Consider the following 25,777-nt stretch of genomic DNA (forward strand, 5'->3'; position numbering starts at 1 on the left):
ACTGTAGAGTAGACAGGCCGCCGCCATAAAAAAAGCCCCCAGCCGAAAAGCGGGAGGCCTCAGCCCCCCGGAGGGGGCTTCACGCTTCAGAGCATGAAAGACAGGGTGGCGCAGCGGAGCCGTGGACATGCCGCACCGTCCCATCCGTCTGTCAGCTCAGCCCTGACGGGCCTTCATGCGCGGGTTCTGCTTGTTGATGACATACACGCGGCCGCGACGACGCACGACACGGCAGTTCTTGTCACGAACCTTGGCGGACTTCAGGCTGTTACGGATCTTCATGATGTTCAGGCTCCCCGACAGAAAAGACAGGCCTGCCTGCCCTTCCGGACAGCGGCTCTCATAATGCAGGGCTGAGACGCCCGCGAAACTTGGCGTCCGCATACCCTGTCCTTTGGGGGTGAGTCAAGGTTGTGGCGGCCAAAACCCCATTTCTTCCTGATCCTTTTCAGATTATGCTGCCCGGCATGAGCCAGTTTCCATCTTTTCGTCCTTCATGTTTCCGCAAGCTCGTGCCGGTTCTTTTCCTGGGGAGCCTCTGTCTGGCCAGCCAGGCCTGGGCAGGGGGTGCGGCCCGAACGGATGATGACGACCCAGCCGTGAATGCCAAGGGCGTCGTGGTGAACAATATCCTTGCTGTTCTGCGCGTCAGCCCGAATTCGGCGGGCAACCAGTGCCTGAAGACCCTGGATGAGATGCGCAAGGTGCAGAAGCAGCTGGATGACGAGGAAACGGCCCAGCGCAGCTTCGATGTCGGTCTTCTACGGGATGTGCTGGAATCGGACATGGAGAGCGTGATTGCCAGCTGCGGCCGGGATGCACGCACGGCCTGTGGGGGTGGGGTTGCCGGGCAGAATGCACGGCTGGGCAAGATATGTAACCAGCTCTCTGAACTCGATTCGGAAGATCAGGGCGACGATCTCCAGTAAGTGGGCGGGACCGCCAGAAAAAGCCCCTGTTCCGTAAAATGAGCAGGGGCTTTTCTTTCAGGAGGTCAGTTTTCTGCCTGTTTCAGGCTCCAGAGGGCGAAGGCCTGCACGAGAGCCACTTCCTTCAGGCGGGCAAAACGGCCTGAGGAGCCACCGTGTCCTGCCTCCATGTTGATCTGGCAGAGGAAGGGGCCCCCCCGTGCCTCTTCCCGCAGGCGGGCGATCCATTTGGCCGGCTCCCAGTAGGTCACCCGTGGGTCGGACAACCCTCCCAGGGCCAGAATGGCCGGGTAGGAGACGGGGCGGATATTGTCATAGGGAGAATAGCTGGCGATGAGGTCGTAAGCCTCCGGGTCCGTCAGCGGGTTACCCCATTCCGGCCATTCCGGCGGCGTAAGCGGCAGGGAGACGTCCGACATGGTGTTCAGCATGTCCACGAACGGTACCTGTGCGGCGATACCGGCAAACAGCTCCGGTGCCATGTTGGCAACGGCTCCCATCAGCAGCCCGCCTGCCGAGCCCCCATGCGCCACGATGCGGCGGGGGGCGGTGTAGCCTTCGGCAATCAGGTGCCGGGCACAGCTGATGAAGTCGGTGAAGCTGTTGGTCTTTTTGGTTGCCCGCCCTTCAAGGAACCAGTTCCAGCCCTTTTCACTGCCACCCCGCACGTGGGCCGTGGCATGGATCACGCCACGGTCCACGAGGCTGAGGGCGGTGGTGGAGAAGCTGGCCTCCATGGAGATGCCGTAGGAGCCATAGCCGTACAGCAGCATGGGATTCTGCCCATCCAGCTTCGTCCCTTTCTTCATCAGGAGGGTGACAGGCACCATGGCGCCATCATCAGCCCGGGCGAACAGGCGGCGTGTTTCATAGGCGGCAGGGTCGTGGCCCGAGGGAACCTCCCGCACCTTGCGGAGGTTTTTCTCCCCTGTCCGCATGTCATAATCATACCAATGCGCCGGGGTCGTGGGGGACTGGTAGATGTAGCGCAGGAAGGGCTGGTCATATTCCAGCACGCCCAGCAGGCTGAGCGTATAGGCGGGTTCGTCCATGCTGATATGGCGGGCATGGCGGCGGATGTCGCCCCTGTCGGCGTCCTCACGGCTGAGGGTGAAGATTTCCGTATTGCCGTTGCGCCGCTCCAGCCAGGCCAGATGGTCCTTCCCGGCACTGACACCGAGGAGGAAATGGCCTTCCTCATGGGGCAGGAACTCCTGCCAGTGGGCACGGTCCGGCGTGGCTTCCGGGGCCGTCATCAGCTTGAAGTCCACGGCCCCGCCTGCGTTGGTCAGGACGATGAAGCGGTCCTGCCAGTGGGTCAGGCTGTAGCGTTCCCCCCGCACCAGCGGTGCAGCGACTTTGGGCATGGCCGTCGGGTCTGAGGCGGGGATGAGCAGGGTCTCGTTCGTGTCATGGTCACCCCTTTCAATGGCGATCCATTTCCGGGAGGCACTGACACCGATGCTGAGGAAGAAGCCGGGGTCGGTTTCGTCAAAGATGAGCGTGTCCTCACCACCCAGAAGCGGGCGGCGATAGATGCGGGAGGGGCGACCATTGTCGTCCCGGTAGATCCAGAAGAGATGCTGGCTGTCCGGGGAGAGGGTGAAGCTGCCCGTGCTGCTCTCCACGGCGGGGGCGCAGAGTTCACCCGTGGCAAGGTCCTTGACCTGAATCCGGTAGACTTCCGACCCCTGCACGTCCTCGGCATAGACGTAATAACGGTGGTCCTCTGTGTGGGCGGCCTGGGCGAGGCTGTAGAAGCTGTGCCGGGCGGCAAGTTCGTTCACGTCCAGCAGGATTTCTTCCGGTCCGTCGGCCTCGCTGGCCCCGGCCTTGCGGGGGCGGCGGACATGGAGCGGGTACTGGGCGTCCTTCTCGAAGCGCAGGCCGTACAGCCACGGCCCGTCAGGCAGCGGCACGGACTCTTCTGCCGGAGGAATGCGGCCGACCATCTCCTTGAAGAGGTCTTCCTGAAGCGGCACCGTTCCGGCGAGGACGGCCTCCGTATAGGCGTTTTCCTGTTTCAGATGGGAGCGTATGTCATCCCGCAGGACGGACGGGTCCCGCAGGACCTTCTGCCAGTTTTCGTCCTTCATCCATGCGTAGGAATCCGTACGGGTGCGGCCGAGCTGTTCCAGCACGACGGGATTGCGCCGGGCCACGGGGGCCTTGGGCAGGGCGGGAGTGGTGTGTTTGTCAGCAGTCATGGGGGAGATGTGGCGGTTGATCGGGAGGGATTCAATGGTCCAGATGGAGACGTCATGAGGCGTCATAAAGAAAATGCCGCAGCCGGCCCGTCTGTTCCGGCTGAAGTGGCAGCGCCTGCGTCCCTATGGCGGCGACCGGGGTCAGGCTCAGGGCCGTGATGAGCCAGGCCCCCTGGAACTTGGGAATGTCGGCTTCCGTCAGAAGGCGTTCCGTGCAGAGACCGGCAGCGAGCAGGCGGCCCCGGGAGATTCCGGGCAGGATTCCGGCGGAGAGGGGTGGCGTGACGATCTGCCCATCCAGCAGGGCCAGAAAGCTGGCGGTTGTGGCTTCGGCAATCTCACCCTCGTGGGTGAGCCAGAGGGCATCATCGGCCCCTTTTTCCCGTGCTTCCATGCGGGCAAGGATGGCGGGCAGGGCGTTGAGGGACTTCACCTGGTTCAGCACGGCCTGCCTGTCCCGTCGCTGCGTGCTGACATGCAGCCGGACGGGGGTGGCGGACTGTTCTGACGGCGGGGCTGTCGTGATGAGCAGTGTGGTATGTGGTCTGACAGGCGGAGCCAGCCCTCTTGGGCCGGGGCCTCGTGTGAGGGTCAGGCGGGCGGAACCATCCGTCAGGCTGTTGGCAGCCATCAGGTGGGGCAGGGCCTGCCGGATCGTGTCCCGTCTGGGAAAGGGCAGGCGCAGGGTATGGCAGCCATCTTCCAGCCGTGCCAGATGGGCTTCCAGCCGGGGGGCAGCCCCGTGGCGAAGCTGCATGGTTTCAAAAAGCCCATCACCCAGCAGAAAACCACGGTCCTGTGCCATGATGGCTGGACTGTCCGCCGGGAGCAGCTGGTCATTGAGCCAGAGAAAGGGGCAGGGTGTGGGTGCCATGCATCAGGCTCCATGGTCACGCAGGACGGCCAGCAGGGGAGCGGCCTTGAGGCACATTTCCTCATATTCCCGCTCTGGATGTGAAGGGTAGGTGATGCCCCCACCGGCTCCTACCTGCAAATGGCTGGCTGTGGCGCTGATGCTGCGGATGATGACGGAACTGTCCAGCGCACCATCCCAGCCCAGCCGGAAAAGCGTGCCGCAATAGGCTCCTCTGGCAGAAGACTCGACCTCATCAATGATCTGCATGGCCCGGTATTTCGGGGCTCCGGTGACGGAACCGGGGGGAATCGTGGCTGCCAGAAGGTCGGTGGCATCATGGTCCCTTTGAAGCTGCCCCGTCACGCTGGAGACGAGATGGTGAACGTGAGCGAACCGTTCCACGGCAAAAAGCTGCGGAACATCCACACTGCCCAGCTGACAGACCCTGCCGATGTCGTGGCGCATGAGGTCGGTGATCATCAGGTTCTCGGCCAGCTCTTTCTCATCCCTGTGGAGGGCCTCTTTCAGGGCGCCATTCTGCTGGGGATCATCACTGACGGGGCAGGTGCCCTTGATGGGCCGTGTCTCGATGCGTCCCTGACGGTCCAGTGAAAGAAAGCGTTCGACCGAGGCACTGAGCAGCGTGAAGTCTGGCGTGTGGAACCAGGCCCCGAAGGGGGCCGGGCAGCGAGTGCGGAGCTGATTGTAGAGGGCGTGCAGATCGAGCGTCTCCGGGCGGGGGGCGACCCAGCGCATTGTCAGGTTGGCCTGAAAGATGTCTCCGGCCGCAATGTACTCCTGCACGGTCCGGACGGCAGCCTGCCACGTGGCGGCATCCTGTTCGGCCACGGGGGTGAGAGACGGCCCCGGGCGGTCCGGTCTGGCCGTAGTGGCGGGCTGGCCCGGTGGTGGGGTGCCGTCCGCACTGACCCACCAGAGTCTTTGCTCCAGCCTGTCGAAAATGAACAGGTCCCGGCAGGCCAGTGCAGTGAAGGCGGGGCAGCCCGTTGCGTGGCGGGAGGTGAGGCCCTCACGGGCCATGCCGGCCTCATAGCTGAGCAGGCCGATCACGCCGCCGGTGAAGGGAAGTTCCGGCAGATGGGGGGAAGGGCGGCCCGCCGGTGCATGGGCGGCCAGAAAGGCCCGCAGATGCTGCGGGAGATGGTGCATCTCCGCCAGGGGCAGGGTGAGCCGTCCGGCCGGACGGGGACAGAGGAAGCTCCAGCGATGCCGTTCCTGTTCTGCCGGGCCGCCGCTATCGAGAAAGACGGATGCGCCTCCCTCCCGGCAGAGGGGGAAGAGCCGCTCCGGGGGGCACCATGGCAGTTCCGTGATGTGGGGGGCAGGAAGAGGAGGAGAAAAAGGCATGGGGGAGGGGCGGGGTATCCGGTCACGTTGCAGCAGGGCGGGTGGGGAGGAACTAGGCACCTGAGGTAGAATGGGTTATGCTCGATCACTGACCATTTACAGAAAACTGGTGGACCTGTCTTGAGCGAGCCGCACGATATTTTGCCTTCCGACCGCCTCCCGGTGACGATTGAAGAGGAAATGCGTTCCTCCTATCTGGCCTATGCGATGTCGGTGATTGTTTCCCGTGCGCTGCCAGATGTGCGTGACGGCCTCAAGCCCGTGCACCGGCGTATCCTGTACGCCATGCGGGAGAGTGGTTTCACGGCGGACAAGCCCTACCGCAAGTCGGCCCGTGCGGTCGGTGACGTGATGGGTAAATATCACCCGCATGGTGACAGTTCCATTTACGACGCCATGGTGCGCATGGCGCAGTCCTGGTCCATGCGTGTGCGGCTGGTGGATGGGCAGGGCAATTTCGGGTCTGTCGATGGCGACAGTCCGGCGGCCATGCGCTACACCGAGGCCCGGCTGGCCAAATCTGCCTCCTTCCTGCTGGATGACATTGACCGGGATACGGTCGCCTTCCAGCCCAACTATGACGAGAGCGAGCAGGAGCCGCAGGTTCTTCCGGCTGCCTTCCCGAATCTTCTGGTCAATGGGGCGTCCGGCATTGCGGTGGGCATGGCCACCAACATCCCGCCCCACAATCCGGGCGAGGTGATCGATGCCGTTCTGGCCCTGATCGCCAACCCGGACATGACGCTGGAAGAGCTGATGCAGATCGTCCCGGGGCCGGATTTCCCGACCGGCGGGATCATCATGGGCCGTCGGGGCATCCGGCAGGCCTATGAGACGGGCCGTGGCTCCATCCCTGTCCGTGCCCGTGCCGAGATCGAGGAGATCCGCAAGGACCGCTTCGCCATCGTGGTGACGGAGATTCCGTATCAGGTCAACAAGGCCACACTGCAGGAGAAGATTGCCGATCTCGTCCGCTCCAAGGACATTGAGGGCATTTCCGACATCCGGGATGAAAGTGATCGTTCCGGCATGCGGGTGGTGATCGAGCTGAAGCGTGACGCCACGCCGGAAGTGGTGCTGAACCAGCTTTACCGTTTCACCCAGCTTCAGACGAGTTTCAGCGTCAACATGCTGGCACTGGATGAAGGCCGCCCCCGCACCATGGGGCTGCGGGACGTGCTGGAGGCCTTCATCCGCTTCCGTGAGGATGTGATTCTCCGCCGTGCCCGTTTCGACCTGAACAAGGCGAGGGATCGGGGGCATCTGCTGGTCGGTCTGGTGCTGGCCGTGGCCAACATTGACGAGGTGATCGCCCTCATCCGTTCCGCCCCGGATGCCGCCACGGCCCGTGAGCAGCTCATGACACGCACATGGCCTGCCGCCGACGTGGAGCCGCTGCTGGAGCTGATCCATGATGAAGGCAATGTGATCGTCGATGGCCGTGTCCATCTGACAGAAGCGCAGGCCCGTGGGATTCTGGAGCTGCGCCTCCAGCGTCTGACCGGTCTGGAGCGTGAGAAGATTCAGGCGGAGCTGGCAGAGGTCAGTGCCCGCATCACGGAGCTTCTGGAGATCATTGGCAGCCATGTGCGCCGCATGGAGGTCATGCGGGACGAGCTTCAGGCCGCCCGTGCTGCTCTGGCTGACCCACGCTGCACGGAAATCTCCGATGCGCTGGGTGACCAGTCCGATGAGAGCCTGATCGAGCCGGGACAGATGGTGGTGACCATCACACGGGACGGTTTCATCAAGCGGACGCCGCTGGAGCTGTTCCGTTCGCAGAACCGTGGTGGCCGTGGCCGCACGGCAGCGGGGCGGCGAGGTGATGACATCGTCATCCGCAGCTTCAATGCCCATACCCACCAGTGGGTGCTGTTCTTCTCCTCGGGCGGGAAGGCCTACCGCATGAAGGTCTGGCACCTGCCGGAGGCGGCCCCGACGGCCAAGGGGCGGGCACTGGTCAACCTGCTGCCGGAGCTGGGCGAGGATACCATCACGGCCGTTCTGCCGCTGCCGCAGGATGAGGAGCTGTGGGATGACCTGCATCTCGTCTTTGCCACGGCGAGCGGGAACGTGCGGCGCAACCGCCTGAGCGACTTCCGCAACATCCGTTCTTCCGGTCTGATCGCCATGAAGCTGGATGAGAATGACCAGCTGATCGGCGTGGCAACATGCCGGGAGGGGCAGGACGTGTTCCTCGCCACCCGTAATGCCCGGGCCATCCGCTTCCAGATCACGGATGACGTGCTGCGTGTTTTCGCTGGCCGTGGCAGCACCGGTGTGCGGGGCATCCGCCTTGCTGACGGTGACCGGGTCGTTTCCCTAGCCGTGCTGAACCATGTCGAGGCCAGCGTGGAGGAGCGGGCTGCTTACCTCCGGGCTGCCAATGCCCATCGCCGTGTTCTGGCGGCCCAGCCCGGGGATGAGGGGCTGGAGGAAGAGATCGAGGATGGCAGCGAGCTGGCTTCCGATGAGGAAGGGCTTGAGGAGATTCTGGCTGACAGCCCGCTGAGCGAAGACCGTTATGCCGAGCTTGAGGCGCAGGAGCAGATCCTGCTCACCGTGACGGACACGGGCTTCGGGCGGCGGTCCTCTGCCTATGACTATCGTGTCTCCGGCCGTGGCGGGCAGGGCATCAACAACATGACCTTCTCCAACGCCCGCCGTGGGCGTGAGGTCGTGGGTACGCTCGTGACGCTGGATGGCACGGACGTGATGATGGTGACGGATACGGGCCGTCTCATCCGTCTGCCGGTCGAGCAGGTGCGTGTGATGTCCCGTCAGGCAGGGGGTGTGACGCTCTTCCGTGTGGATGGTGACGAGCGCATCATCAGCGTTTTCCCCGTGATGGAAGATGATGCGGACGATACCGCCGAGGGTGAGACCGAGGCTGATGGGGCGGACGGTGGAGACACCGGAGCTGCCCCGGCGGCTGATGCCGGTGGGACGGATGACTGACCGGCGCATCGGCTTCTATCCTGGCACGTTCGACCCGGTCACGTTCGGTCATCTGGACGTGATCGACCGGGCGGCGGCCCTGTTCGACCATGTCGTGGTCGGTGTGGCGATCAATGATGCCAAGGGGCCCCTTCTGGGTTTCGAGGAGCGACGGGAGCTGCTGGAGCAGGAAGTGGCCGCCCTGCCGCATAAGGACCGCATTTCTGTCACCGGGTTTGACACGCTTCTGGTGGATGCCGTGAGGCAGGCCGGGGCGGGCACGGTGATCCGTGGTCTGCGTTCTGCCGGGGATTTCGATTTCGAGACCCAGCTTTCCGGTGCGCTGCGGCGTCTGGCCCCGGAGATTGAAACGGTTTTTCTTCTGGCATCCGAGAGCCATCGTACGACGGCGAGCCGGATCGTGAAGGAAATTGCCCGTCTTGGGGGGGATATTTCCCCATTTGTCAGCCCCATGACCGCCCGCCTCGTGCGGGCAAAACTGACAGGAGAACAGACATGAGACGGCGACATTTCATGGCCGGTCTTGCAGCAGTTTCTGCCTTGACCGGTGGAACCCTGACACAGGCATGGGCCGGTGGTCAGGATGGTAACGATCAGCTCAGGGAGAGCACGATAATGACAGGTACGACAACAGGCAAGAAGCTGGTTCTGGAGCTGAAGGATGGCAAGGTGGTCATCGCCCTGCGTCCCGATCTGGCCCCCAAGGCTGTCGAGCGTCTGGAGACGCTGGCCAATGAGGGTTTCTATAACGGCGTGAAGTTCCATCGTGTGATCGAGGGCTTCATGGCACAGGGTGGTGACCCGACAGGCACGGGGACGGGCGGCAGCTCCTATCCTGACCTGCCGGCCGAGTTCAGCCAGACGGCCACCTTCGACCGTGGCACGCTGGGCATGGCCCGCACGATGGACCCGAACTCCGCCAACAGCCAGTTCTTCATCATGTTCGACCGTGTACCGTCCCTGGATGGCCAGTACACCATTGCCGGTCAGGTGATCGAGGGCATGGAGCATGTGGACAAGATCAAGCGTGGCTCCGGGGCTTCTGGCATGGTCCAGAATCCGGATCATATCATCAAGGCTTACATCGAGAACTGACATAACTGTCTGAAACCTGATGATTCTCCGTCCGCATGGTGGCGTGCCGTCCGGCGGATGAAGAAAATCGTGAGGGTGGTGTTTTCTGCGGCCTCCGGGGTTGACGCTCCCCGGGGGAGCAGGTAGATAGCCTCCTCAAGTGAACCGGTAGCTCAGTTGGTAGAGCATTCGACTTTTAATCGAATGGTCCTGGGTTCGAGTCCCAGCCGGTTCACCATGCTCGCAAGAGAGTGTGCCCAGATGGCGGAATTGGTAGACGCGCAGGCTTCAGGTGCCTGTGTCCGCAAGGACGTGGAAGTTCGAGTCTTCTTCTGGGCACCAGTCTTTTTTCCAGAAAATATAATATCCGGTAACAGAGTGCTTGATATGAAGCAGAATTACTGGTGTGGGCTGTTGTGAATATTTAACAGCTGATAAAAGAGCGGCCCCTTTATTTCATGCCCCTGCCTGTGTGCTGGTAGCGTGTGGGGCGGAAACACAAGCTGTCAGGCCAGGTTCCACATTGTAAGAGATGGCCCGAAAATGGCAGGAAACTGGCAAAAAAAAGATAATAAAGGTATCGTGAGAGGCTTGCGATAATAGTTTTCCTTGTATATATGCTAGGTTTCCTTTATGAGGAAGGGTTTCTCTGAAAAGAGTTAACTTATAAGAGTTATTAAAAATAACGATTTACTTGTTTTACCCCCCATCGATAATATAACTCCTGCGATGTGTAGTAGTGGCGTGTGGGACGGCTCCAATCGTGCTCCGGCTCGTTGTTGCTATACAATCTGTCGAGATCTTATCCATGAATGGGGAACTGATCAGGATGAAACTGAAGAATTTCGGGGCTGCTCTGCTGATCGCCAGCACGACCCTGACATCTTTCGCCTCTGCAGCCATGGCTGCCGATGTTCCGAGCCCGAACCAGTACTACTGGCCGAAGGGCATGAACCTGGCCAAGCTGCGTGCTCACGATTCAGAGTCTGATCCGTACGGTGCGGATTATTATACGAACTATCACAAGAAGTTTGAGCAGCTGAACCTTCAGGAAGTCCGCAAGGACATCGAGAAGGTCATGCTGACCTCTCAGCCCTGGTGGCCGGCTGACTACGGCAACTATGGTCCGTTCTTCATCCGTATGGCCTGGCACAATGCCGGTACGTACCGTGCCATCGATGGCCGTGGTGGTGAAGAGGGTGCCCAGCAGCGTTTCGCCCAGCTGAACGACTGGCCGGACAATGCCAGCCTCGACAAGGCCAAGCGCCTCCTGTGGCCCGTCAAGAAGAAGTATGGTGAGAAGCTCTCCTGGGGTGACCTTATCGTCCTGACCGGTGACGTCGCCCTGAACCAGATGGGCTTCAAGACCCTCGGCTTCGTCGGTGGTCGTCCGGATGACTGGCAGTCCGAGCTGATCTACTGGGGTCCGGGCACGACGTTCTTCCCGAACAAGAGCTCCTTCCAGGTCGGTCAGAACGGTACTCTGAAGCACCCGCTGGCTGCCACGCACATGGGCCTGATCTACGTGAACCCGGAAGGGCCGAACGGCGATCCTGATCCGGTCAAGTCCGCTGCCATGATCCGTCTGGCATTCGGCCGCATGGCCATGAATGACGAAGAAACCGTGGCCCTGATCGCCGGTGGTCATACCTTCGGCAAGGCTCATGGTGCCCATCCGAACTCCTGCCTGAGCGGCCCGCCGGTTGCCAACGGTGTGGAACATCAGGGTCTGGGCTGGGCCGACCACTGCATCAAGGGCAAGCAGACGGCTGACGATGCGTCCACCAGCGGTCTGGAAGGCTCCTGGTCTGCCGATCCGATCCACTTCACCACGCAGTACATTGACAACCTGCTGAACAATGACTGGGTGCTGGGCACAAGCCCGACCGGTGCTCACCAGTGGCACACCAAGACGGATGACAAGATTGCTCCGGATCCGGCAAACCCGAACGATCCGTCCAAGATGCGTCCGATCATGATGTTCACCACGGACATCGCCCTGAAGACCGATCCGGCCTACCACAAGATCCTTGCCCGCTGGGCCGAGCATCCGAACGAGTTCGCCGATGCCTTCGCCCGTGCATGGTTCAAGCTGGTCGTTCGTGACATGGGTCCGAAGAGCCGCTACTTCGGCAGCGAAGTTCCGAAGGAAACCTTCGTGTGGCAGGACCCGGTCAACATGCCGGCCAAGCCGATCAACCAGGCTGACGTCCGTGAGCTGCGCAAGCTGATCGCTGCAACCGGTCTGTCCGACCGTGAGCTGATCAAGACAGCATGGGCTGCTGCTTCTTCCCACCGCGTGACCGATCACCGTGGCGGTGCCAACGGTGGCCGTCTGGCCCTGATGCCGCAGAACGGCTGGGCCGTGAACGATCCGGAAGAGCTGAAGACCGTCCTGCCGAAGCTGGAGCAGGTCCGCGACAAGTTCAACGCTCACAGCGCCCGCAAGGTTGCTCTGGCTGACATCATCGTTCTCGGCGGTAGCGTCGGTATCGAGGATGCTGCCAAGAAGGCTGGTGTGAATATCCAGGTGCCGTTCGCTCCGGGCCGTGGCGATGCCACACAGGACCAGACGGACGTCAACTCCTTCAACCTGCTGGAGCCGACGGCTGATGCCTTCCGCAACTACTACCGTGCGGATGCGGACAACACGCCGCCTCTGAACGCTCTGGTGGACAAGGCTGACACGCTGGGTCTGACCATCCCTGAGATGACAGTCCTGCTGGGTGGTCTGCGTACTCTGGACATCAACACGGGTCACTCCGCCAACGGTGTGCTGACGAAGAACCCGGGTGTGCTGAGCACGGACTTCTTCACCAACGTGCTGACGATGGACACACGCTGGCAGAAGGTTGAGGGTCAGGAAGACCTTTACGAGGGCTTTGACCGTGCAACCGGGCAGAAGCAGTGGACAGCCACGGACGTGGACCTGGTCTTCGGTGCCAACCCCGAGCTGCGTGCCGTTGCTGAGGTTTACGCCTCCAACGATGGCAAGGCGAAGTTCTACAATGACTTCGTGAAGGTCTGGACGAAGGTGATGAACCTCGACCGCTTCGACCTGCAGCGCTAAGATCCGTCTCTTCCTGCGGGAAGATCAGACGATACATTCCGTCGGGGAGACATCTCCCCGGCGGTCTGTCCAAACGTGGAGGATAGCATGTTGAAATTTGCTGGTGGTGCACTCGCCCTGTTTATGGCAACAGCCTTTTCTGCCACGGCGGCTACGGTTGATGTGCAGATGCTGAGCCATGGCAGTCACGGTTTCTCTTTTGAGCCAGCTGTCGTTTACATCCATTCTGGTGACAGTGTTCATTTCATTCCGACGGACAAGGGTCATAACGCCCAGTCCATCCCCGGCATGACACCTGATGGCGCACAGCCCATCAATGTTCCTTTCAGCCAGGAAAAGACGGTACAGTTCACCAAGCCGGGTCTGTATGGCTATAAGTGCCTGCCCCATTTTGCGCTGGGCATGGTAGGGCTGGTTGTTGTCGATAATGCCAACAATGAAGCAGAGGCCCGCAAGGCGCCGCTTTATGGCGCTGCCAAGCGTCGCTTCAATGAGCTGTTCCAGGATGTGGACAGCAAGAAGGGCAAGTAAGAGGGGTCTGGCCCGAGGGCTGGAGACTGTTTACTGCTGGGTCGGCCCTGTTTCCGTTTTCAGGAACGGAGGGGCCGTTTTTTTTATTCCATGGTCTATGGAGACAGAGTGTGTCAGAGAAAGTGGAAACAGGAACCGGCAGACCGGAACGTTATGGTTCGGTGGCCATCATCCTGCATTGGGTGATTGCGGTATTGATCCTCTTTATGATCGGCTTGGGGCTGTATATGGATCATGTACCCCTCAATGATCCGACACCCCTGCATCAGCTGCACAAGTCTGTCGGCATCGTGACCATGCTGCTGATCGTGGTGCGTGTCCTCTGGCGCCTGACACACAGGGCCCCGGCCTTGCCGCAGGACCTGTCGGCAGGGCAGCGTGTGGTGGCAGGTGGGATGGAAGGGCTCCTCTACCTGTATCAGATCATCCTGCCCGTGACGGGCTGGCTCATGGTCTCTGCCATGGCCATGCCGATCGTGCTGTTCGGGCTGGTATCGTGGCCGCTGATCCCTCTGCCGCAGAGCGTGATGGATAGCGGCTATCTGGCGGAAATCATGCCAGATGTTCATAACTGGCTTGCATGGACTTTCGGTGGATTCATAGTCCTGCATGTGCTGGCAGCTCTTTATCACCGTTTCATCCGGAAAGATCAGGTGGTGGACCGCATCCTGCCCCGCCATGGGGGGGGACGGTAAGCGGTTCCTTTTTGCCGGGTCAGCCAGCAAGCACCCTCATCGGTTTGATGGGGGTGTTTTTTTATGTTGGCTGCCAATGGGGGGCACAGCTTTATCCAGTCTGGGGGATGTGGTATCAGTCGATGGATCAGGCAGGATATAAGGAAAACAACATATCCTTGTTCTGCTTTCCAGACTGGCTGCCCTGGTGCCGTATTGGCACTGTCCGGCAGTCCTGAAGCTGGGTGATGGATCATATACAGGCTAGGTACCTGCTGAAGGAAATTCCCAATGGCGTCAGATCACAAGAAGACCCATATTGGCAGCCATAAGCTGCATCCCGAGACACAGATGCTCAATTACGGTTATGACCCGGCCCTTTCGGAAGGAGCCGTGAAACCGCCCGTGTTTCTGACGTCGACCTTCGTTTTTCCCACGGCAGAAGATGGCCGGGATTTTTTTGATTATGTTTCCGGCCGGAAAGAACCGCCGGAAGGCAAGGGGCAGGGGCTGGTCTATTCCCGCTTCAACCATCCGAACAGTGAGATTGTTGAAGACCGTCTGGCTGTTTACGAAGAAGCAGAGCGTGGGGTGCTGTTTTCTTCTGGCATGTCGGCCATTGCCACCACTCTGCTGGCCTATGCCCGCCCCGGTGATGTGATTCTTCATTCCCAGCCGCTCTATGGTGGGACGGAAACCCTGCTGACCAAGACCATGGCTTCCTTGGGAATCAAGTCCGTGGGGCTGGGAAGCTGCGGAGTGGATGAGGCCATCATGCGTGAGGCTGCCGAAAAGGCCATCGCAGAAGGGCGTGTCTCCCTGATCCTGATCGAGACACCGGCCAACCCGACCAATGGTCTGGTGGACCTGAAGCTGGTGCGCCGCATTGCCGAGGAGATCGAGGCCAGACAGGGCAGCCGTCCCATCATCGTCTGTGACAACACGCTGCTCGGGCCGCTTTATCAGCATCCGCTGAAGCATGGGGCCGATCTGTCACTGTATTCCCTGACAAAATATGTCGGCGGCCATTCCGATCTCGTGGCCGGGGCCGTTCTGGGCAGTGATGCCATGACACGCCCGGTGCGTCAGCTCCGTGGGGCCATTGGAACCCATCTGGACCCGCATAGCTGCTGGATGCTGGGCCGCTCTCTGGAGACGCTGGGGCTGCGCATGGAGCGTGCCACCCTCAATGCCCAGCGTGTGGCGGAGCTGCTGCGGGATCATGCCAAGGTGAACAAGGTGCATTTCCCACCGTTCTACGAGGCTGATTCGGCGGAGGGGAAAGTCTATGCCCGCCAGTGCAGTGGTGCCGGCTCGACCTTCTCCTTTGATATTGAAGGGGGTGAGGCTGCGGCTTTCCGCTTCCTTAATGCGCTGAAGATCATGAAGCTGGCTGTCAGCCTAGGAGGCACGGAGTCTCTGGCCAGCCATCCGGCGACGATGACACATTCCGGCGTGCCGAAAGAGGTACGGGAGCGCATTGGCGTCACGTCATCCACCGTGCGGCTCTCCATCGGTGTGGAGCATGTGGATGATCTGCTGGTGGACGTGAAGCAGGCGCTGGACGCCGCCTGAAGGTCACGGTGTCAGCCCTGATACGGAAAAGCCCGCCTCTCTGAAGGGGCGGGCTTTTTTTAGTGGCGATAGAAAGAAGGCGGATGCTTCAGTGTTTCAGCCAGCGGGCCAGACTGTTGCCGATGAGCTGCATCAGGCTGACCATGATGATGAGAACCACCACCACCCCGAACATGACGGTGGTGTTGAAACGCTGATACCCGTAACGGATGGCAAGGTCACCCAGGCCCCCCGCCCCGATGACGCCCGCCATGGCAGAGGCCCCGACCATGGTGATGAGCGTGACCGTCACGCCGGTGACAAGTCCCGGCAAGGCCTCGGCAATCAGGACGGAGCGGATGATGGTCATGCGTGTGCCACCCATGGCCCGGACGGCATCCACAAGGCCGGAATCAACCTCCCGCAGGGCCATCTCGGCAATGCGGGCAAAATAGGGAATCCCGGCGATGGATAGCGGCACGATGGCCGCTTCCGTCCCCAGAGACGTCCCGGCGATGAAGCGCGTGACAGGGATGAGCAGCACCAGCAGGATGATGAATGGCACGGCACGGACGGCATCCACCACCATGCCCATCAGTCGGGCGGCAAAAGGCAGCCGGTACAGCCCCTGCGGGCCGGTGGCGATCATGAACAGGGCCAGCGGCAGTCCGAACAGGACGGAAAGGGCCGTGGAGGCCACGACCATTTCCAGCGTCTGCCATGTGGAATGGAGGATCAGCTTAAGAATGAGAGGGGACATATCCCAGGACCTCCATGTTCTGCGCTGCCGTCTTCAGGTGATTCAGAGCCTGTTCCGTCCTGTCTCCTTCAAGGCTGAGGATCATGTCACCACTCAGATGGTCCCCGACGGTGGTCACGCCGCCCTGTAGCAGGGCCGTCTGCACGCCGAACCGTTCATGCAGTGCACTGAAGAGCGGCTCGCTGGCATCAGTCCCGCTGAGGACGAGCCGTACGATGGCCTTGTGTGGTCCTGCTGACGGTGTGGCAGCCATCGTCTGTGCCAGAAAGGCAGGGAGGGAGGGACGGATATCTGCCAGAAGGGTCTGGAGGGTCCGGTTGTTCTGTCCATCCCGGAGGAAGTCCAGCAGGGTTCCATCTTCGACGAGGCGGCCATGATCGAGGACCAGGATCCGCTGGGCAAAGCGGCGGACCACATCCATCTCATGGGTGATGAGAACGATGGTCAGCCCCAGCTTCCTGTTGATGTCGGCCAGCAGGTTGAGGATGGAGCTGGTGGATTCCGGGTCCAGAGCAGAGGTGGCTTCATCGCAGAGGAGCAGCGTCGGGTTGGCTGCCAGAGCACGGGCAATGCCGACACGCTGTTTCTGCCCGCCGGAAAGCTGGGAGGGGTATTTCTTTTCAAAGCCCTTCAGCCCGACAAGCTCCAGCAGTTCCGCAATGCGGTTGGCCTGTTCTTTGCGGGGGCACCCGGCGATCTGGAGGGGCAGGGCAATGTTGCCTGCCACGGTGCGGGAAGTCAGCAGATTGAAATGCTGGAAGACCAGACCGATCTTGCGGCGGATGCGGACAAGCTGCCGCTCTGGTTGTGTGGTGAGGTCCACACCATCCAGCAGGATGTGGCCCTGCTGGGGGCGTTCCAGCGCACAGAGGCAGCGGAGCAGGGTGGACTTCCCTGCTCCAGAACGGCCGATCAACCCCACGACCTCCCCCTGCTTTATCGAGAAGGAGATGTCCTGAAGAGCCGTATGCTGCCCAAAACTGTGGGTGACGTGCTGGATGTCGAGAATGGGCTTCATGGCCACGCAGGTGTGACTGTGCCGTGATAGATGTCCAGAATGAGCTTGTGGACATTCGGCTGGTGATAGCTTTCCACCAGCGGCTTGACCCATTCAGCGTTGGCATCACCCTCATTGACGGAGATGAAATTGACGTACGGGTTGTTCTTCAGCCCCTCCACGCCAATGCGTTCCTGCTCGGTGATGCCTGCCTTGCGGGCCCAGTCCATGTTGACAACGGCAGCATCCAGATCAGGCAGGGAGCGGCCAACCACACCGGCATCCAGCTCTTCGATGGAGATGTTGCGGGGGTTGTCGGTGACATCCAGCGCCGTGGGGAAAAGGCCGGAATCAGCAGGCAGACGGATCAGCCCCAGTGTTTCCAGCACATGGAGGGCACGACCCTCGTTGCTGGGGTCGTTGGGGATGCCAATACGGGCATTCTGCGGAATTTCGGCCACGGAGTGCCATTTGTGGGAATACAGGCCAATCGGCTGGAAGTATGTGTCGCCGACAGGGACGATCCTGTAGCCGTGGGCCTTGATCTGGGCATCGAGGAAGGGCCGGTGCTGGAAGGCATTGGCGTCCACGTCATGCTCGGACAGGGCCTCATTGGGCGTGTTGTAGTCGGAGAATGGGATGATCTTCAGCGTCAGGCCACGCTGGGCAGCATTCTGGCTGACGAGCCGCCAGATATCCTCGTCCTCGCCAGACATGATGCCGATTTTCAGCGTACGGCCATCGGCACGGGCGATTCCCGGATGGGCCAGGCCAAGGGCGGCAGCACCAGCCAGCCCTGCTGAAAGGCCAAGAAAACGGCGCCGGGGAAGGTGGGGAAACCGGGACATGGTGGTACCTTTCAACATTAAGGGGTGGATCAGTACGGTATCATGGACAGTTCCACAGAGGTGGAAAAGTCTTGCCAAGGCTGCACCATTACATCCCGCTTGTGCGGAATGATTTTTCTGGCCGGGGAAGGCCGTGCGTAGAGAGTGTTTTTAGCGGGTCGCTCTATTCTGTCAAGGTAAAGAGATGACCATATGAACAGTTAATGATAAAGGAATATAAAGCCTGATGAATATGTGCGGGACTTTATGAAAGGCCTTTCACCGTGTCTGTTCGGGGGCAGGTGTTCCTGCCCCCTGTAGAGGAGGTCAGTCTTCCTGTATCACCAAACAGAGACCTGTTGTTGGTGCCTGTTTAGTGATGAGTCTGGCCTGTCCGGTTTCGAGAATGACTTCCCGGATGGATCCGCCAAGGTCACTGACAAAGGCCAGGGTACCTTCGGCATCGACCGCCAGACCGATGGCCTCATCCAGGTCCCGCAGGATGACCTGCTGGTCATGCAGCCCGTGTTCATCCACCCGGGCGACATTGAGGCTGTTGCCATCGGGCGCAGCGCCACGGTCCGTCCACCAGAGCTTGCCCAGAGCAGGCGAGACATGCAGGTCGATCGGCTCTGGCAGATGGTCGGCCAGAAGCTCGATGTCGTGACGGTCTGCGGGGTCCGTACCGGCAGGGAGGTCCAGAGACATGCGGAAAATGCGGCCACGCCCCCCTTTGGGAGGGCCTTTCTGCGACCAGTAGAGATGGCCGTTGCTGGTATCAAGGGTGATGCCTACACAGTGGCGTGTGGCATCCTTCATGTGCTCCGGGTAGGTGCCGGTCTGAAGAAGCACCTCCACGTCGGAGCCATCACGGCGGCACCGCATGATGCGCATTCCTTCACGGTCGCACCAGTAGAGATGCTCGCCTCCCGGGGTGGATGTCAGCTGTTTGGGGGTGACGACCAGTCCGTTGGCCACAAGCACCTTGTGGTCGCTGCCATCCAGTCGGGCGGATTCGATGGTGCCATCGGCATCACTGGGGTTGGCGCCCATGTTCGTCCAGTATATCCGGCCTTCCGTGGGGTCGATCCACACCCCGTCCGGGCAGCCCCAGCCGATGTCGATATGGGACAGTGGGCAGCCATCCTGTACGGAGAGGGCAGTGATCCGGGCAGGTTCGATCTCGAGTGAATGAAGAATGATGTTTCGGGTCATGAGGTGGCCTTGCTGTAATCATAGAAACCACGCCCGCTTTTCACGCCCAGCCTGTGTTCGGCAATCATCCTGCGGAGCAGCGTGCGGGGCGCTTCGGGCAGGTGGGGGAAGGCTGCGGCATAATGTTCCTCGATCTGGAGGACGATATCGAGTCCGACCTGGTCCATGAGGCGGAATGGCCCGGCAGTCGTGCCCTGTGTCTCGCAGTAGAGGCGGTCTATGGTTTCGGGGTCGGCCACACCTTCTGCGGCGACACAGAGGGCTTCACGCTTGATGGCGGCCCAGATGCGGTTCTCGATGAATCCGATGCTCTCTTTCCGGGCAATGTAGGGGGACAGTCCCACCTCGCTGAAATAGCGGGCCAGATCCTCCATGAGGGCCGTGTCAGTCTCTCCACAGGACATGAGTTCCACGGCCCGTTTTTCAGGTGGCATCATGAAGTGGGTGTTGAGGACCCGGTTCTTCTTCGTCACCTTGCCGACGATCTGGCTGGAAGGGAATGAGGAGGAGTTGGTGGCGAGGATGGCATCGGCAGGTGCCAGCTGGTCCAGCTGGCCAAAGATGTCTGTCTTGAGGTCCTGCTTTTCAGGCAGGGCCTCGATGACAAGCCAGGCGTCTTTCACGGCGTCTTCCAGTGTGGTGGCGATGTCCACATGGCCGGCTTTTCCACCTTCGACAGAGGCGACAACGTCAGGCAGGTGCTGCCCGACATAGGCGATGGCCTTCCGGGTGGTTTCTTCCTGCCTGTCAAAAAGGCGGACGGTGCCGCCGCGTGTTGCCAGCATCAGGGCGATACGGGAGCCCATCGTGCCAGCGCCAAGGATGGCGGCAGGGCGTTCAGGCACCTTTTCCGTCAGAAAATCTGCCATGGCATGTTCCTTTGCTGAAAGGGGCTGGCGGGGGCCAGACCTCACGGCTCATCTTATTGAATGAATGGCTAACATTTACTTTATCATTACGTGTCGCCTGCTGCGATCATCTTTGGATAACGGAGACGTCATCTGGCAGGCCATGCTCCTTGTGGCGTGGCCTGCCGGGCTCATGGTCAGCGGGTCTCTGTCAGTTCGGGGGCAAGTTGCGCCGTTTTGAACTCGGTGAAGTCGTATTGCCCCACGCCAGAGGTGATGAAAGGGTCTTCCGCCAGAAGGGTTTCAATTTCCTCTCTGGTGATCCCATCCCGGACAATGAGAATGCCCCCATCCCCCGATAGTTTGGGGCCGGATGCCAGCAGGATGCGCCGCTCGAAAAGCGTTGCAAGGAAGGCACGGTGTGCAGGGCGTTGGGCCTGAACCTCATTCGGGGAGGTGAGATAGGACACTGAGGCGATGATCATGGCAGACACTCTTCTGATTCATGGTGCCGTTTTGGGGGAGAGGAGCCCCCGGGGCGGGTGGAAGTTCCGGTTTTCTGGCAGTGTCATTCCAGCGGACAGAATAACACTTTCATAATAATGGCATTTTTTTTAAGGATGAAGGAGATGGTTTTCCGTACTGGGAACCCACTGTTTTTGCAGTCATACCTGTATTGCATGGAGGAATAGCCATGATTCGTATTCTGATCGCCTTTTTCGTCCCCTGGCTGACGTTCTTTACCATTGGCCGTCCGATTGCAGGGATCATCTGCCTGGTGTTGCAGGTCACCCTTCTGGGCTGGATTCCGGCAACCATCTGGGCGCTTCTGGCTCTGCGCTCCTATGATGAGGCTCGTTGAGCTTTCAGTCTGGCCGGAAAAAAGCCCCTGTCCGTAAAGGCAGGGGCTTTTCTGTATCAGCCCCCCTTGCCTGTCATGGCAGAAGGGGGGGAAGGGCAGAGGCCGGTCAGGCCTTGTTCTGCCCGGTGGTTGTATCGGGCACGCCCCTGCTGTTGATGAAATGTTCCAGCGCCGGGCCCTGGATGTCCACCACATCACGGGGGTACTGGATACCCGCCTGTTCGAACCGTTTTTTCATGCGGCGGTTGAATTCCCATTCCACCGTCCAGCGTCCGGCATTCGTGGTGGGATAGACACCCTTTACGGAGACGGAGGATGTGCCGATGGCAGACACGCCCCAAAGGTCGAAATCTGCCAGGATGAGGTCTCTGTAGGCCTCTTCATTCCGCATTTCCTTGCCAATTTCCACAAGGATGGCAGCGACCTGGTCCGTATCGCTGTCGATGTCCACCGTGGCGAGAATCATCGCACGGGAGAAGTCACGGTTGTAGTTGGTCACCTGGCTGAGCGAGCTGAACGAGAAAATGTTCATCGACCCGTCATTGGCCCGGACATGAACGGAGCGCAGGGAGAGCCGTTCGATCACGCCATAGGTGCCGTTCAGCGTTACGGAGTCGCCGACAGTCAGGGCATTTTCCAGCAGGAGGAAAATTCCGCTGATGAAGTCCTGCACCAGCTTCTGGGAGCCGAAACCCAGCGCCACACCAAAGATGGAAGCACTGGCGATGAGCGGGCCTGTATCAATTCCAAGCTGGGAGAGGACCGTCAGCCCGATGATGACAGCCAGAACCAGCAGGAACAGGATGCGGAACATCGGTGTCAGTGTCTGCAGGCGGGCAATGCGGATCTGCACATCCCGGCTGTCCTGTTCGCCCAGACGGCGGATATGATGCTCGATGGTCACATTGGCGACCTCCCAAGCCAGAATCCCGATGACCAGAGCCACCAGAATGGTCAAGGCTGCCTGGAAGATGCGGGGACCAAGCGTGTCATGGCCGAGCAGGATGTAAACCGGAGCGCCCCACGCCAGAGCAAGGGCCAGAATGGTCAGGACGGCCATGACGAGACGGATGACCGTCGTGGCAGCCGGGTAGTAACGGCGGATGCGGAACAGCGTTTCTTCATTGAGATTCCAGCTGTCCAGTGCCCGCATGAAGCGCTCCAGTCCGCCATAGGCCAGAATGCTGACAATGCGGACAGCTACCAGCGCCACCAGGGTACGGACGAATATCTGGAGGATGAGCTGGTATCCGCCATCAATGTCGGCTGCCCAGACAAGCCACAGGGCGAAGTCGAAGAACAGGGCCACAATCCACCAGCTGCCGGAGACCAGCGCCATGATGGACTGGAGGCGGCGGTTGGCTGCACCGATATGCTGGCAGGCATGCTGCACCCGCTTGCGGGAGCGGATGATCATGACGGCGAGGAAGAGGTGGACGGCCAGCAGCAGGAGCTTCTGGAGACCGCTGGAAACAGCCATAGGCATGGCCATGGCGTGCAGCATGGCCAGCAGTGAGAAGCCCCAGGCCAGAATGACACCAATCTGGCGGAAATAGCGGAAGATGAAGGTTGAGGAACTGTCCCGCAGGATGCTCAGCCGCAGCCATGGGGTCTGTGGGGCGAGGAAGATGCGCAGGACCAGGGTCCACACGCCCAGCCCGATGCCGATCAGCCAGGAGATGCTCCAGATTGCATGGGCCGCTTCGGTGGAAGGGGCAGGGTCCAGCACGCCCATCAGCAGGGCGATCAGGGGAAAGGTGCAGATGGTGATCAGCTCCAGCAGGGCGCAGGCCAGCGTATAGGGAGCGCGGCGCAGGCAGAGCATGAGCTGTGTCAGTGCCCCCTGATGGCGGAGACTGTCCTCAAGGCTGGCCTGGGTGGCGGCGGCCTCCTCTTTGGTCTGCTCATTATGGGTGGCTGCCGTGCGGGCTGTATCCGTGGCGGCTTCCGTTGCTTCGGCACGGGTCTTGTGCAGTTTTTCAGCTTCCTGCTGGAAAACCATGTGGTCGTGCTTTTTCGCCATGCTGCTGATGCGCCGGTAGAGAGGGCGCAGGATGATGCGCACGCCGAAGAAAAGCAGGTAGCTGCACACCAGCATGATGACCACACGCAGGGCGATGTGGCCGACACGGGCCTGTAGGGCCGGGTCATGCACAAGGGCCTGAACCCACGGGGCAATGGCGCCGAAATCGATGATGCTCTGATGCAGGATGTGCAGCTGCTGGAGGGCACGGTCACCGAAAAGGGCAATGTTTTCCCGGGCCAGATCAATGACGGAGGCATGTTTCGCCTGTGGCTCGGCCTGGGTCAGGTTCTGGAGGGTCGTCAGGAATTTCTGACGCTGGGCATCATCGCTCAGGACAGAAATGAGCTGGCGGGCCTGGTCAGCGGAGAGACCTGTCGTGGTGGCTGGTGCCGGGGCGTCTGCGGCCAGTGCCCGGGCGGGCAGGGACCCGAACAGGGCCAGACAGGCCACCAGCAGGGCTGGCAACAGGCTGCGTACGAACAGACCGGTAAAATGCCGGTACGGAGCGGCCCCCGTGTTGGGGTGCGGTATTCTGTCAGTCATGTAGATACGCATCTCCTTTTTTGGTGTGAGGCGGCAGCATGCCTTCTGTCCGGGCCGTTTTCGCAGAACAGTGTCAGGATTTTAAGGCACGCTCTGGTGAAAGGAGGATTAATTTTCTGAAATCCCCTGTTTCAGGCAGGAGGGGTACCGCCATCCCGTCCCGGTATCGGAGATGGAATGGCGGAGTATGCAAGGCCTTATGGCCCGTTTTTCAGTGGGATGGACGTGCGGAGAGCTGAACGGCCCATAGCTGGGCCAGATTGTTGGCAGTCCCCTCGCCATCCATGCTGCTGAAGAGCTGGAGGGCTTCTGTCCGGCGTCCGGCGTCCATCATGGCCATGCCCAGGGAGAGGCGGGCGAGGTCCGGCTGGTGGGGCTGTTTCCCCAGCCCCTGCTGCATGAGGGCCAGACCCTGATCCACCTGTCCGTTGAGGACAAGGTTGTATCCGGCTGTCAGGGAGGGGCCCGCCTCGGTGGAGGTTTTGGCTTTTTCTACCATGGCGGGGAGGCTGGTGCGGGCTTTTGCGGCACGTTGAGCCACGAAAGCCCGGAAATGCGCCTGGGCTTCTGCCCCGGTGCCAGTTCCCAGCAGGTGGCGGGCATAGCCTTCATCCAGAAGGTTCAGGGCCAGCTGGGGCAGCTCCATCTGCACGGCCCGTTCTGCCATGTCCTGAAACTCGGCCGGGCTGGTCAGCAGGCCAGTGGCCAGGCGCAGACGCTGGAGATTGAAGACCATGCGTGGCGTGAGGGAATGGTCGGTTGTCAGGTCATGGATCAGCATCTGCCAGTACTGGGGTCGGGCATGATATTTCACCAGTTTGACATAGATGCCTGTCTTGCCCGCCGTGTCATGCAGCTGGTCGTAAGCGGCGGCGAGCATCTGGAGCTGGTTTTCCGCCGGAATCTGTCCAGCCTTCCGGTCGGCGGCCAGCATGGCCCGGCCTGCCTCCACCGTGCCTTTCCAGTCCTGCTGGAGATAGTGGCACTGGAGGAGAAGGGTCTGCATCTGCTGGTTCGGGCCGACTTCCTTCAGATAACGGCTGGCTGCGTTGGCGGCACTGGCATAGTCACGGGCTCCATAGGCCAGACTGGCCTGCGCCATGAGCATCTGCTGCCGTGCGGCCGGAGTGGTGCGGCTGTTCCTGATGAGGGTTTCATAGGCCTTCAGTGCGACAGGGACATTGCCCGCCTGGCTGGCCGCCGCTGCCCGCATCTGAGCGATGACGTAGCTTTCATAGTCGCTCTTTCCTGCCACGGCATCAGCAGCATTGACGAACTCCAGGGCTTTGGCTGGCTGATGGCTGGACAGAGCCGACTGTGCATTCTGGAGCTGCGTGCCGACCTCCCGGCCCAGCTCATCCTCTGCCTGCGCTGCCCCGATGAGCAGGCGGGTGGGAGCCTGCCCGGAGATGGGGGACAGGCAGGAGAGGGCAGACAGGCCAAACATGCCAGCCAGCAGCCAGCCGTGCGGGTGTTTCGGGTTTGGCAGGCTCATGGGTTACTGTCCTTCCACAAACTGGTCCAGACCAACAATGCCCAGCTTCGTCACGCCAAGGCGCTGGGCGTCCGCCATCACATGGGCCACGGTCTTGTAGGTGGCAAGACGGTCGGGACGGATATGGATCTCCGGCTGTTCACCTGTCACGGGATGGACGGCCCCGTTCAGATGGGCCTGAAGGTCCTCCTCCGAGGTGATGGGCGTGTCATTCCAGCTCAGCGTATTGTCATAGCTGATGCCAATTGTTGCAACCTGTGGTTGTATTGCAGAGGGTGGTGGATCGCCCTGGGGGAGGTCGATCGCTACGGAATGGGTCTGAAGCGGGATGGTGATGATGAGCATGATGAGCAGCACCAGCATCACGTCGATCAACGGTGTCGTGTTGATGTCGACAATGGCTTCATCTTCATGAGTGCTGCCCGTACCAACGTTCATGGCCATGAGGAATCTCCAAAAACTGTCTGCCTCGGGCGTCATGCCCCGGTGAACCGGGCCGGGGAGAACCGGCAGGAAGGGCCCCCACCCGGCAGGGCAGGGGCCGGAAAGACCACAGGTCAGTCGTGCGGCTGCTCTGTGATGAAGTCAACGTGCTGGATGCCTGCCTCCTGGCAAGCCGCCACGATCTTGCCAATGGGCATGTACTGGGCCGAACCGTCCCCGCGGATCTGTATCTGCGGCTGGGGCTGCTGGCGTGCTGCTTCCATGAGACGGCTGACAAGCACCTTGTGGTCCCCGATGGGTTGCGTGTTCCAGTAGGTCTGCCCATCCGCCGTGACAGCCAGCACGATGTTGCCAGGCTTGGTCTGGGTTGGCTGGTTGCGGTCTACCGGCAGCTTGACCTTTACGGTGTGCGTGGCCACCGGGATGGTGATGAGGAAGATGATGAGCAGCACCAGCATGACGTCAACCAGCGGTGTCGTGTTGATGGCTGATACCACCTCGCCATCATCACCCATGTCTCCGGTGTTGAATGCCATGGT

23 protein-coding genes and 2 tRNA genes are annotated in these 25,777 nt (G+C 60.8%); 11 read left to right on the plus strand and 14 right to left on the minus strand.

What is annotated here, in order from left to right; genetic code table 11:
* Positions 1-156: 156 nt before the first annotated feature.
* Complete coding sequence (gene ykgO, locus DTI93_RS05875; RefSeq protein WP_043561915.1) at positions 157-282, minus strand: type B 50S ribosomal protein L36; 126 nt, start codon at positions 280-282, stop codon at positions 157-159.
* 230 nt (positions 283-512) lie between these two features.
* Here ykgO and DTI93_RS05880 point away from each other — a divergent pair, with 230 nt between their 5' ends.
* Complete coding sequence (locus tag DTI93_RS05880) at positions 513-929, plus strand: hypothetical protein (RefSeq protein WP_043561914.1); 417 nt, start codon at positions 513-515, stop codon at positions 927-929.
* Positions 930-994: 65 nt separating this feature from the next.
* Here DTI93_RS05880 and DTI93_RS05885 read toward each other — a convergent pair whose 3' ends face one another.
* From DTI93_RS05885 to DTI93_RS05895, 3 genes are read right to left on the minus strand one after another with little or no spacing between them, the layout of a single operon-like run.
* Entirely contained in the window at positions 995-3,136 is a 2,142-nt protein-coding gene (locus DTI93_RS05885; RefSeq protein ID WP_249080042.1) for a S9 family peptidase, read from the minus strand.
* Positions 3,137-3,188: 52 nt separating this feature from the next.
* Complete coding sequence (locus tag DTI93_RS05890; RefSeq protein ID WP_249079971.1) at positions 3,189-4,010, minus strand: aminotransferase class IV; 822 nt, start codon at positions 4,008-4,010, stop codon at positions 3,189-3,191.
* A gap of 3 nt (positions 4,011-4,013) precedes the next feature.
* Positions 4,014-5,420 (minus strand): anthranilate synthase component I family protein, encoded by a 1,407-nt coding sequence (locus DTI93_RS05895; protein ID WP_249079973.1) that lies wholly within the window; start codon positions 5,418-5,420, stop codon positions 4,014-4,016.
* A 120-nt stretch (positions 5,421-5,540) separates the two neighbouring features.
* On the opposite strand from DTI93_RS05895, the gene gyrA reads away from it, so the two are divergent.
* The 9 genes from gyrA (at position 5,541) to DTI93_RS05940 (ending at position 15,242) form a co-directional block, all read left to right on the plus strand.
* A complete protein-coding gene (gyrA, locus tag DTI93_RS05900; protein WP_081562510.1) occupies positions 5,541-8,318 on the plus strand; it encodes a DNA gyrase subunit A in 2,778 nt (925 codons plus the stop codon).
* Positions 8,311-8,817 (plus strand): pantetheine-phosphate adenylyltransferase, encoded by a 507-nt coding sequence (gene coaD, locus DTI93_RS05905; protein ID WP_373364577.1) that lies wholly within the window; start codon positions 8,311-8,313, stop codon positions 8,815-8,817. Before gyrA ends, coaD begins: the two co-directional genes overlap by 8 nt.
* A gap of 116 nt (positions 8,818-8,933) precedes the next feature.
* Positions 8,934-9,413 (plus strand): peptidylprolyl isomerase, encoded by a 480-nt coding sequence (locus DTI93_RS05910; protein WP_043561902.1) that lies wholly within the window; start codon positions 8,934-8,936, stop codon positions 9,411-9,413.
* A gap of 141 nt (positions 9,414-9,554) precedes the next feature.
* A tRNA-Lys gene (locus DTI93_RS05915) sits at positions 9,555-9,630 on the plus strand.
* Positions 9,631-9,647: 17 nt separating this feature from the next.
* Positions 9,648-9,734 (plus strand) — tRNA-Leu (locus DTI93_RS05920).
* Positions 9,735-10,221: 487 nt separating this feature from the next.
* Positions 10,222-12,462: a catalase/peroxidase HPI gene (gene katG / locus DTI93_RS05925; RefSeq protein WP_043561779.1), complete on the plus strand. Its 2,241-nt coding sequence runs from the start codon at positions 10,222-10,224 to the stop codon at positions 12,460-12,462.
* 87 nt (positions 12,463-12,549) lie between these two features.
* Positions 12,550-12,993, plus strand: a complete 444-nt coding sequence (locus tag DTI93_RS05930) for a pseudoazurin (RefSeq protein ID WP_249079974.1) — start codon at positions 12,550-12,552, stop codon at positions 12,991-12,993.
* Between the two features lie 110 nt (positions 12,994-13,103).
* Positions 13,104-13,688: a cytochrome b gene (locus tag DTI93_RS05935; protein WP_227431408.1), complete on the plus strand. Its 585-nt coding sequence runs from the start codon at positions 13,104-13,106 to the stop codon at positions 13,686-13,688.
* 270 nt (positions 13,689-13,958) lie between these two features.
* Positions 13,959-15,242, plus strand: coding sequence for a cystathionine gamma-synthase family protein (locus DTI93_RS05940; protein WP_043561774.1), 1,284 nt, complete (start codon positions 13,959-13,961; stop codon positions 15,240-15,242).
* 88 nt (positions 15,243-15,330) lie between these two features.
* Here DTI93_RS05940 and DTI93_RS05945 read toward each other — a convergent pair whose 3' ends face one another.
* From DTI93_RS05945 to DTI93_RS05970, 6 genes are all read right to left on the minus strand, one after another.
* Entirely contained in the window at positions 15,331-15,981 is a 651-nt protein-coding gene (locus tag DTI93_RS05945) for a methionine ABC transporter permease (RefSeq protein ID WP_043561771.1), read from the minus strand.
* Complete coding sequence (locus DTI93_RS05950) at positions 15,962-16,999, minus strand: methionine ABC transporter ATP-binding protein (protein ID WP_249079976.1); 1,038 nt, start codon at positions 16,997-16,999, stop codon at positions 15,962-15,964. The genes DTI93_RS05945 and DTI93_RS05950 overlap by 20 nt, the downstream gene beginning before the upstream one ends.
* Positions 16,996-17,826 (minus strand): MetQ/NlpA family ABC transporter substrate-binding protein, encoded by an 831-nt coding sequence (locus DTI93_RS05955; RefSeq protein ID WP_249079978.1) that lies wholly within the window; start codon positions 17,824-17,826, stop codon positions 16,996-16,998. The genes DTI93_RS05950 and DTI93_RS05955 overlap by 4 nt, the downstream gene beginning before the upstream one ends.
* 306 nt (positions 17,827-18,132) lie before the next feature.
* A complete protein-coding gene (locus tag DTI93_RS05960) occupies positions 18,133-19,020 on the minus strand; it encodes a hypothetical protein (RefSeq protein ID WP_249079981.1) in 888 nt (295 codons plus the stop codon).
* The gene (locus DTI93_RS05965) at positions 19,017-19,889 is read right to left on the minus strand and encodes a 3-hydroxyacyl-CoA dehydrogenase family protein (protein WP_043561766.1); all 873 of its coding nucleotides are present in this window, start codon (positions 19,887-19,889) and stop codon (positions 19,017-19,019) included. The genes DTI93_RS05960 and DTI93_RS05965 overlap by 4 nt, the downstream gene beginning before the upstream one ends.
* Before the next feature lie 176 nt (positions 19,890-20,065).
* Positions 20,066-20,353 (minus strand): YciI family protein, encoded by a 288-nt coding sequence (locus DTI93_RS05970; RefSeq protein ID WP_154980905.1) that lies wholly within the window; start codon positions 20,351-20,353, stop codon positions 20,066-20,068.
* A gap of 212 nt (positions 20,354-20,565) precedes the next feature.
* Here DTI93_RS05970 and DTI93_RS05975 point away from each other — a divergent pair, with 212 nt between their 5' ends.
* On the plus strand, positions 20,566-20,730 hold the full coding sequence (locus tag DTI93_RS05975; protein ID WP_086441572.1) for a YqaE/Pmp3 family membrane protein: 165 nt from the start codon (positions 20,566-20,568) through the stop codon (positions 20,728-20,730).
* A 106-nt stretch (positions 20,731-20,836) separates the two neighbouring features.
* Here DTI93_RS05975 and DTI93_RS05980 read toward each other — a convergent pair whose 3' ends face one another.
* The 4 genes from DTI93_RS05980 to DTI93_RS05995 all read right to left on the minus strand — a co-directional run bounded on the left by DTI93_RS05980 (position 20,837) and on the right by DTI93_RS05995 (position 25,774).
* Positions 20,837-23,299 (minus strand): mechanosensitive ion channel family protein, encoded by a 2,463-nt coding sequence (locus DTI93_RS05980; protein WP_181005237.1) that lies wholly within the window; start codon positions 23,297-23,299, stop codon positions 20,837-20,839.
* A 211-nt stretch (positions 23,300-23,510) separates the two neighbouring features.
* Positions 23,511-24,794: a tetratricopeptide repeat protein gene (locus DTI93_RS05985; RefSeq protein WP_249079983.1), complete on the minus strand. Its 1,284-nt coding sequence runs from the start codon at positions 24,792-24,794 to the stop codon at positions 23,511-23,513.
* Between the two features lie 3 nt (positions 24,795-24,797).
* A complete protein-coding gene (locus DTI93_RS05990) occupies positions 24,798-25,238 on the minus strand; it encodes a biopolymer transporter ExbD (RefSeq protein WP_043558836.1) in 441 nt (146 codons plus the stop codon).
* A gap of 113 nt (positions 25,239-25,351) precedes the next feature.
* The gene (locus DTI93_RS05995) at positions 25,352-25,774 is read right to left on the minus strand and encodes a biopolymer transporter ExbD (protein WP_043558738.1); all 423 of its coding nucleotides are present in this window, start codon (positions 25,772-25,774) and stop codon (positions 25,352-25,354) included.
* Positions 25,775-25,777: the final 3 nt, after the last annotated feature.

Origin of the sequence: Parasaccharibacter sp. TMW 2.1884, from assembly GCF_023337695.1 — a bacterium.
GTDB classification, from domain to species: Bacteria; Pseudomonadota; Alphaproteobacteria; order Acetobacterales; family Acetobacteraceae; genus Bombella; species Bombella apis.

Excerpts from the sequence above, each read along its gene's own strand:
- DTI93_RS05940 (WP_043561774.1), top strand. The coding sequence starts at position 13,959 with ATGGCGTCAGATCACAAGAAGACCCATATTGGCAGCCATAAGCTGCAT.
- DTI93_RS05965 (WP_043561766.1), bottom strand. The coding sequence starts at position 19,889 with ATGGCAGATTTTCTGACGGAAAAGGTGCCTGAACGCCCTGCCGCCATC.
- DTI93_RS05930 (WP_249079974.1), top strand. The coding sequence starts at position 12,550 with ATGTTGAAATTTGCTGGTGGTGCACTCGCCCTGTTTATGGCAACAGCC.
- DTI93_RS05960 (WP_249079981.1), bottom strand. The coding sequence starts at position 19,020 with ATGACCCGAAACATCATTCTTCATTCACTCGAGATCGAACCTGCCCGG.
- ykgO (WP_043561915.1), bottom strand. The coding sequence starts at position 282 with ATGAAGATCCGTAACAGCCTGAAGTCCGCCAAGGTTCGTGACAAGAAC.
- DTI93_RS05910 (WP_043561902.1), top strand. The coding sequence starts at position 8,934 with ATGACAGGTACGACAACAGGCAAGAAGCTGGTTCTGGAGCTGAAGGAT.
- DTI93_RS05955 (WP_249079978.1), bottom strand. The coding sequence starts at position 17,826 with ATGTCCCGGTTTCCCCACCTTCCCCGGCGCCGTTTTCTTGGCCTTTCA.
- DTI93_RS05970 (WP_154980905.1), bottom strand. The coding sequence starts at position 20,353 with ATGATCATCGCCTCAGTGTCCTATCTCACCTCCCCGAATGAGGTTCAG.
- DTI93_RS05950 (WP_249079976.1), bottom strand. The coding sequence starts at position 16,999 with ATGAAGCCCATTCTCGACATCCAGCACGTCACCCACAGTTTTGGGCAG.
- DTI93_RS05885 (WP_249080042.1), bottom strand. The coding sequence starts at position 3,136 with ATGACTGCTGACAAACACACCACTCCCGCCCTGCCCAAGGCCCCCGTG.
- coaD (WP_373364577.1), top strand. The coding sequence starts at position 8,311 with ATGACTGACCGGCGCATCGGCTTCTATCCTGGCACGTTCGACCCGGTC.
- DTI93_RS05995 (WP_043558738.1), bottom strand. The coding sequence starts at position 25,774 with ATGGCATTCAACACCGGAGACATGGGTGATGATGGCGAGGTGGTATCA.
- DTI93_RS05890 (WP_249079971.1), bottom strand. The coding sequence starts at position 4,010 with ATGGCACCCACACCCTGCCCCTTTCTCTGGCTCAATGACCAGCTGCTC.
- DTI93_RS05985 (WP_249079983.1), bottom strand. The coding sequence starts at position 24,794 with ATGAGCCTGCCAAACCCGAAACACCCGCACGGCTGGCTGCTGGCTGGC.
- katG (WP_043561779.1), top strand. The coding sequence starts at position 10,222 with ATGAAACTGAAGAATTTCGGGGCTGCTCTGCTGATCGCCAGCACGACC.
- DTI93_RS05990 (WP_043558836.1), bottom strand. The coding sequence starts at position 25,238 with ATGGCCATGAACGTTGGTACGGGCAGCACTCATGAAGATGAAGCCATT.
- DTI93_RS05980 (WP_181005237.1), bottom strand. The coding sequence starts at position 23,299 with ATGACTGACAGAATACCGCACCCCAACACGGGGGCCGCTCCGTACCGG.
- DTI93_RS05945 (WP_043561771.1), bottom strand. The coding sequence starts at position 15,981 with ATGTCCCCTCTCATTCTTAAGCTGATCCTCCATTCCACATGGCAGACG.
- gyrA (WP_081562510.1), top strand. The coding sequence starts at position 5,541 with ATGCGTTCCTCCTATCTGGCCTATGCGATGTCGGTGATTGTTTCCCGT.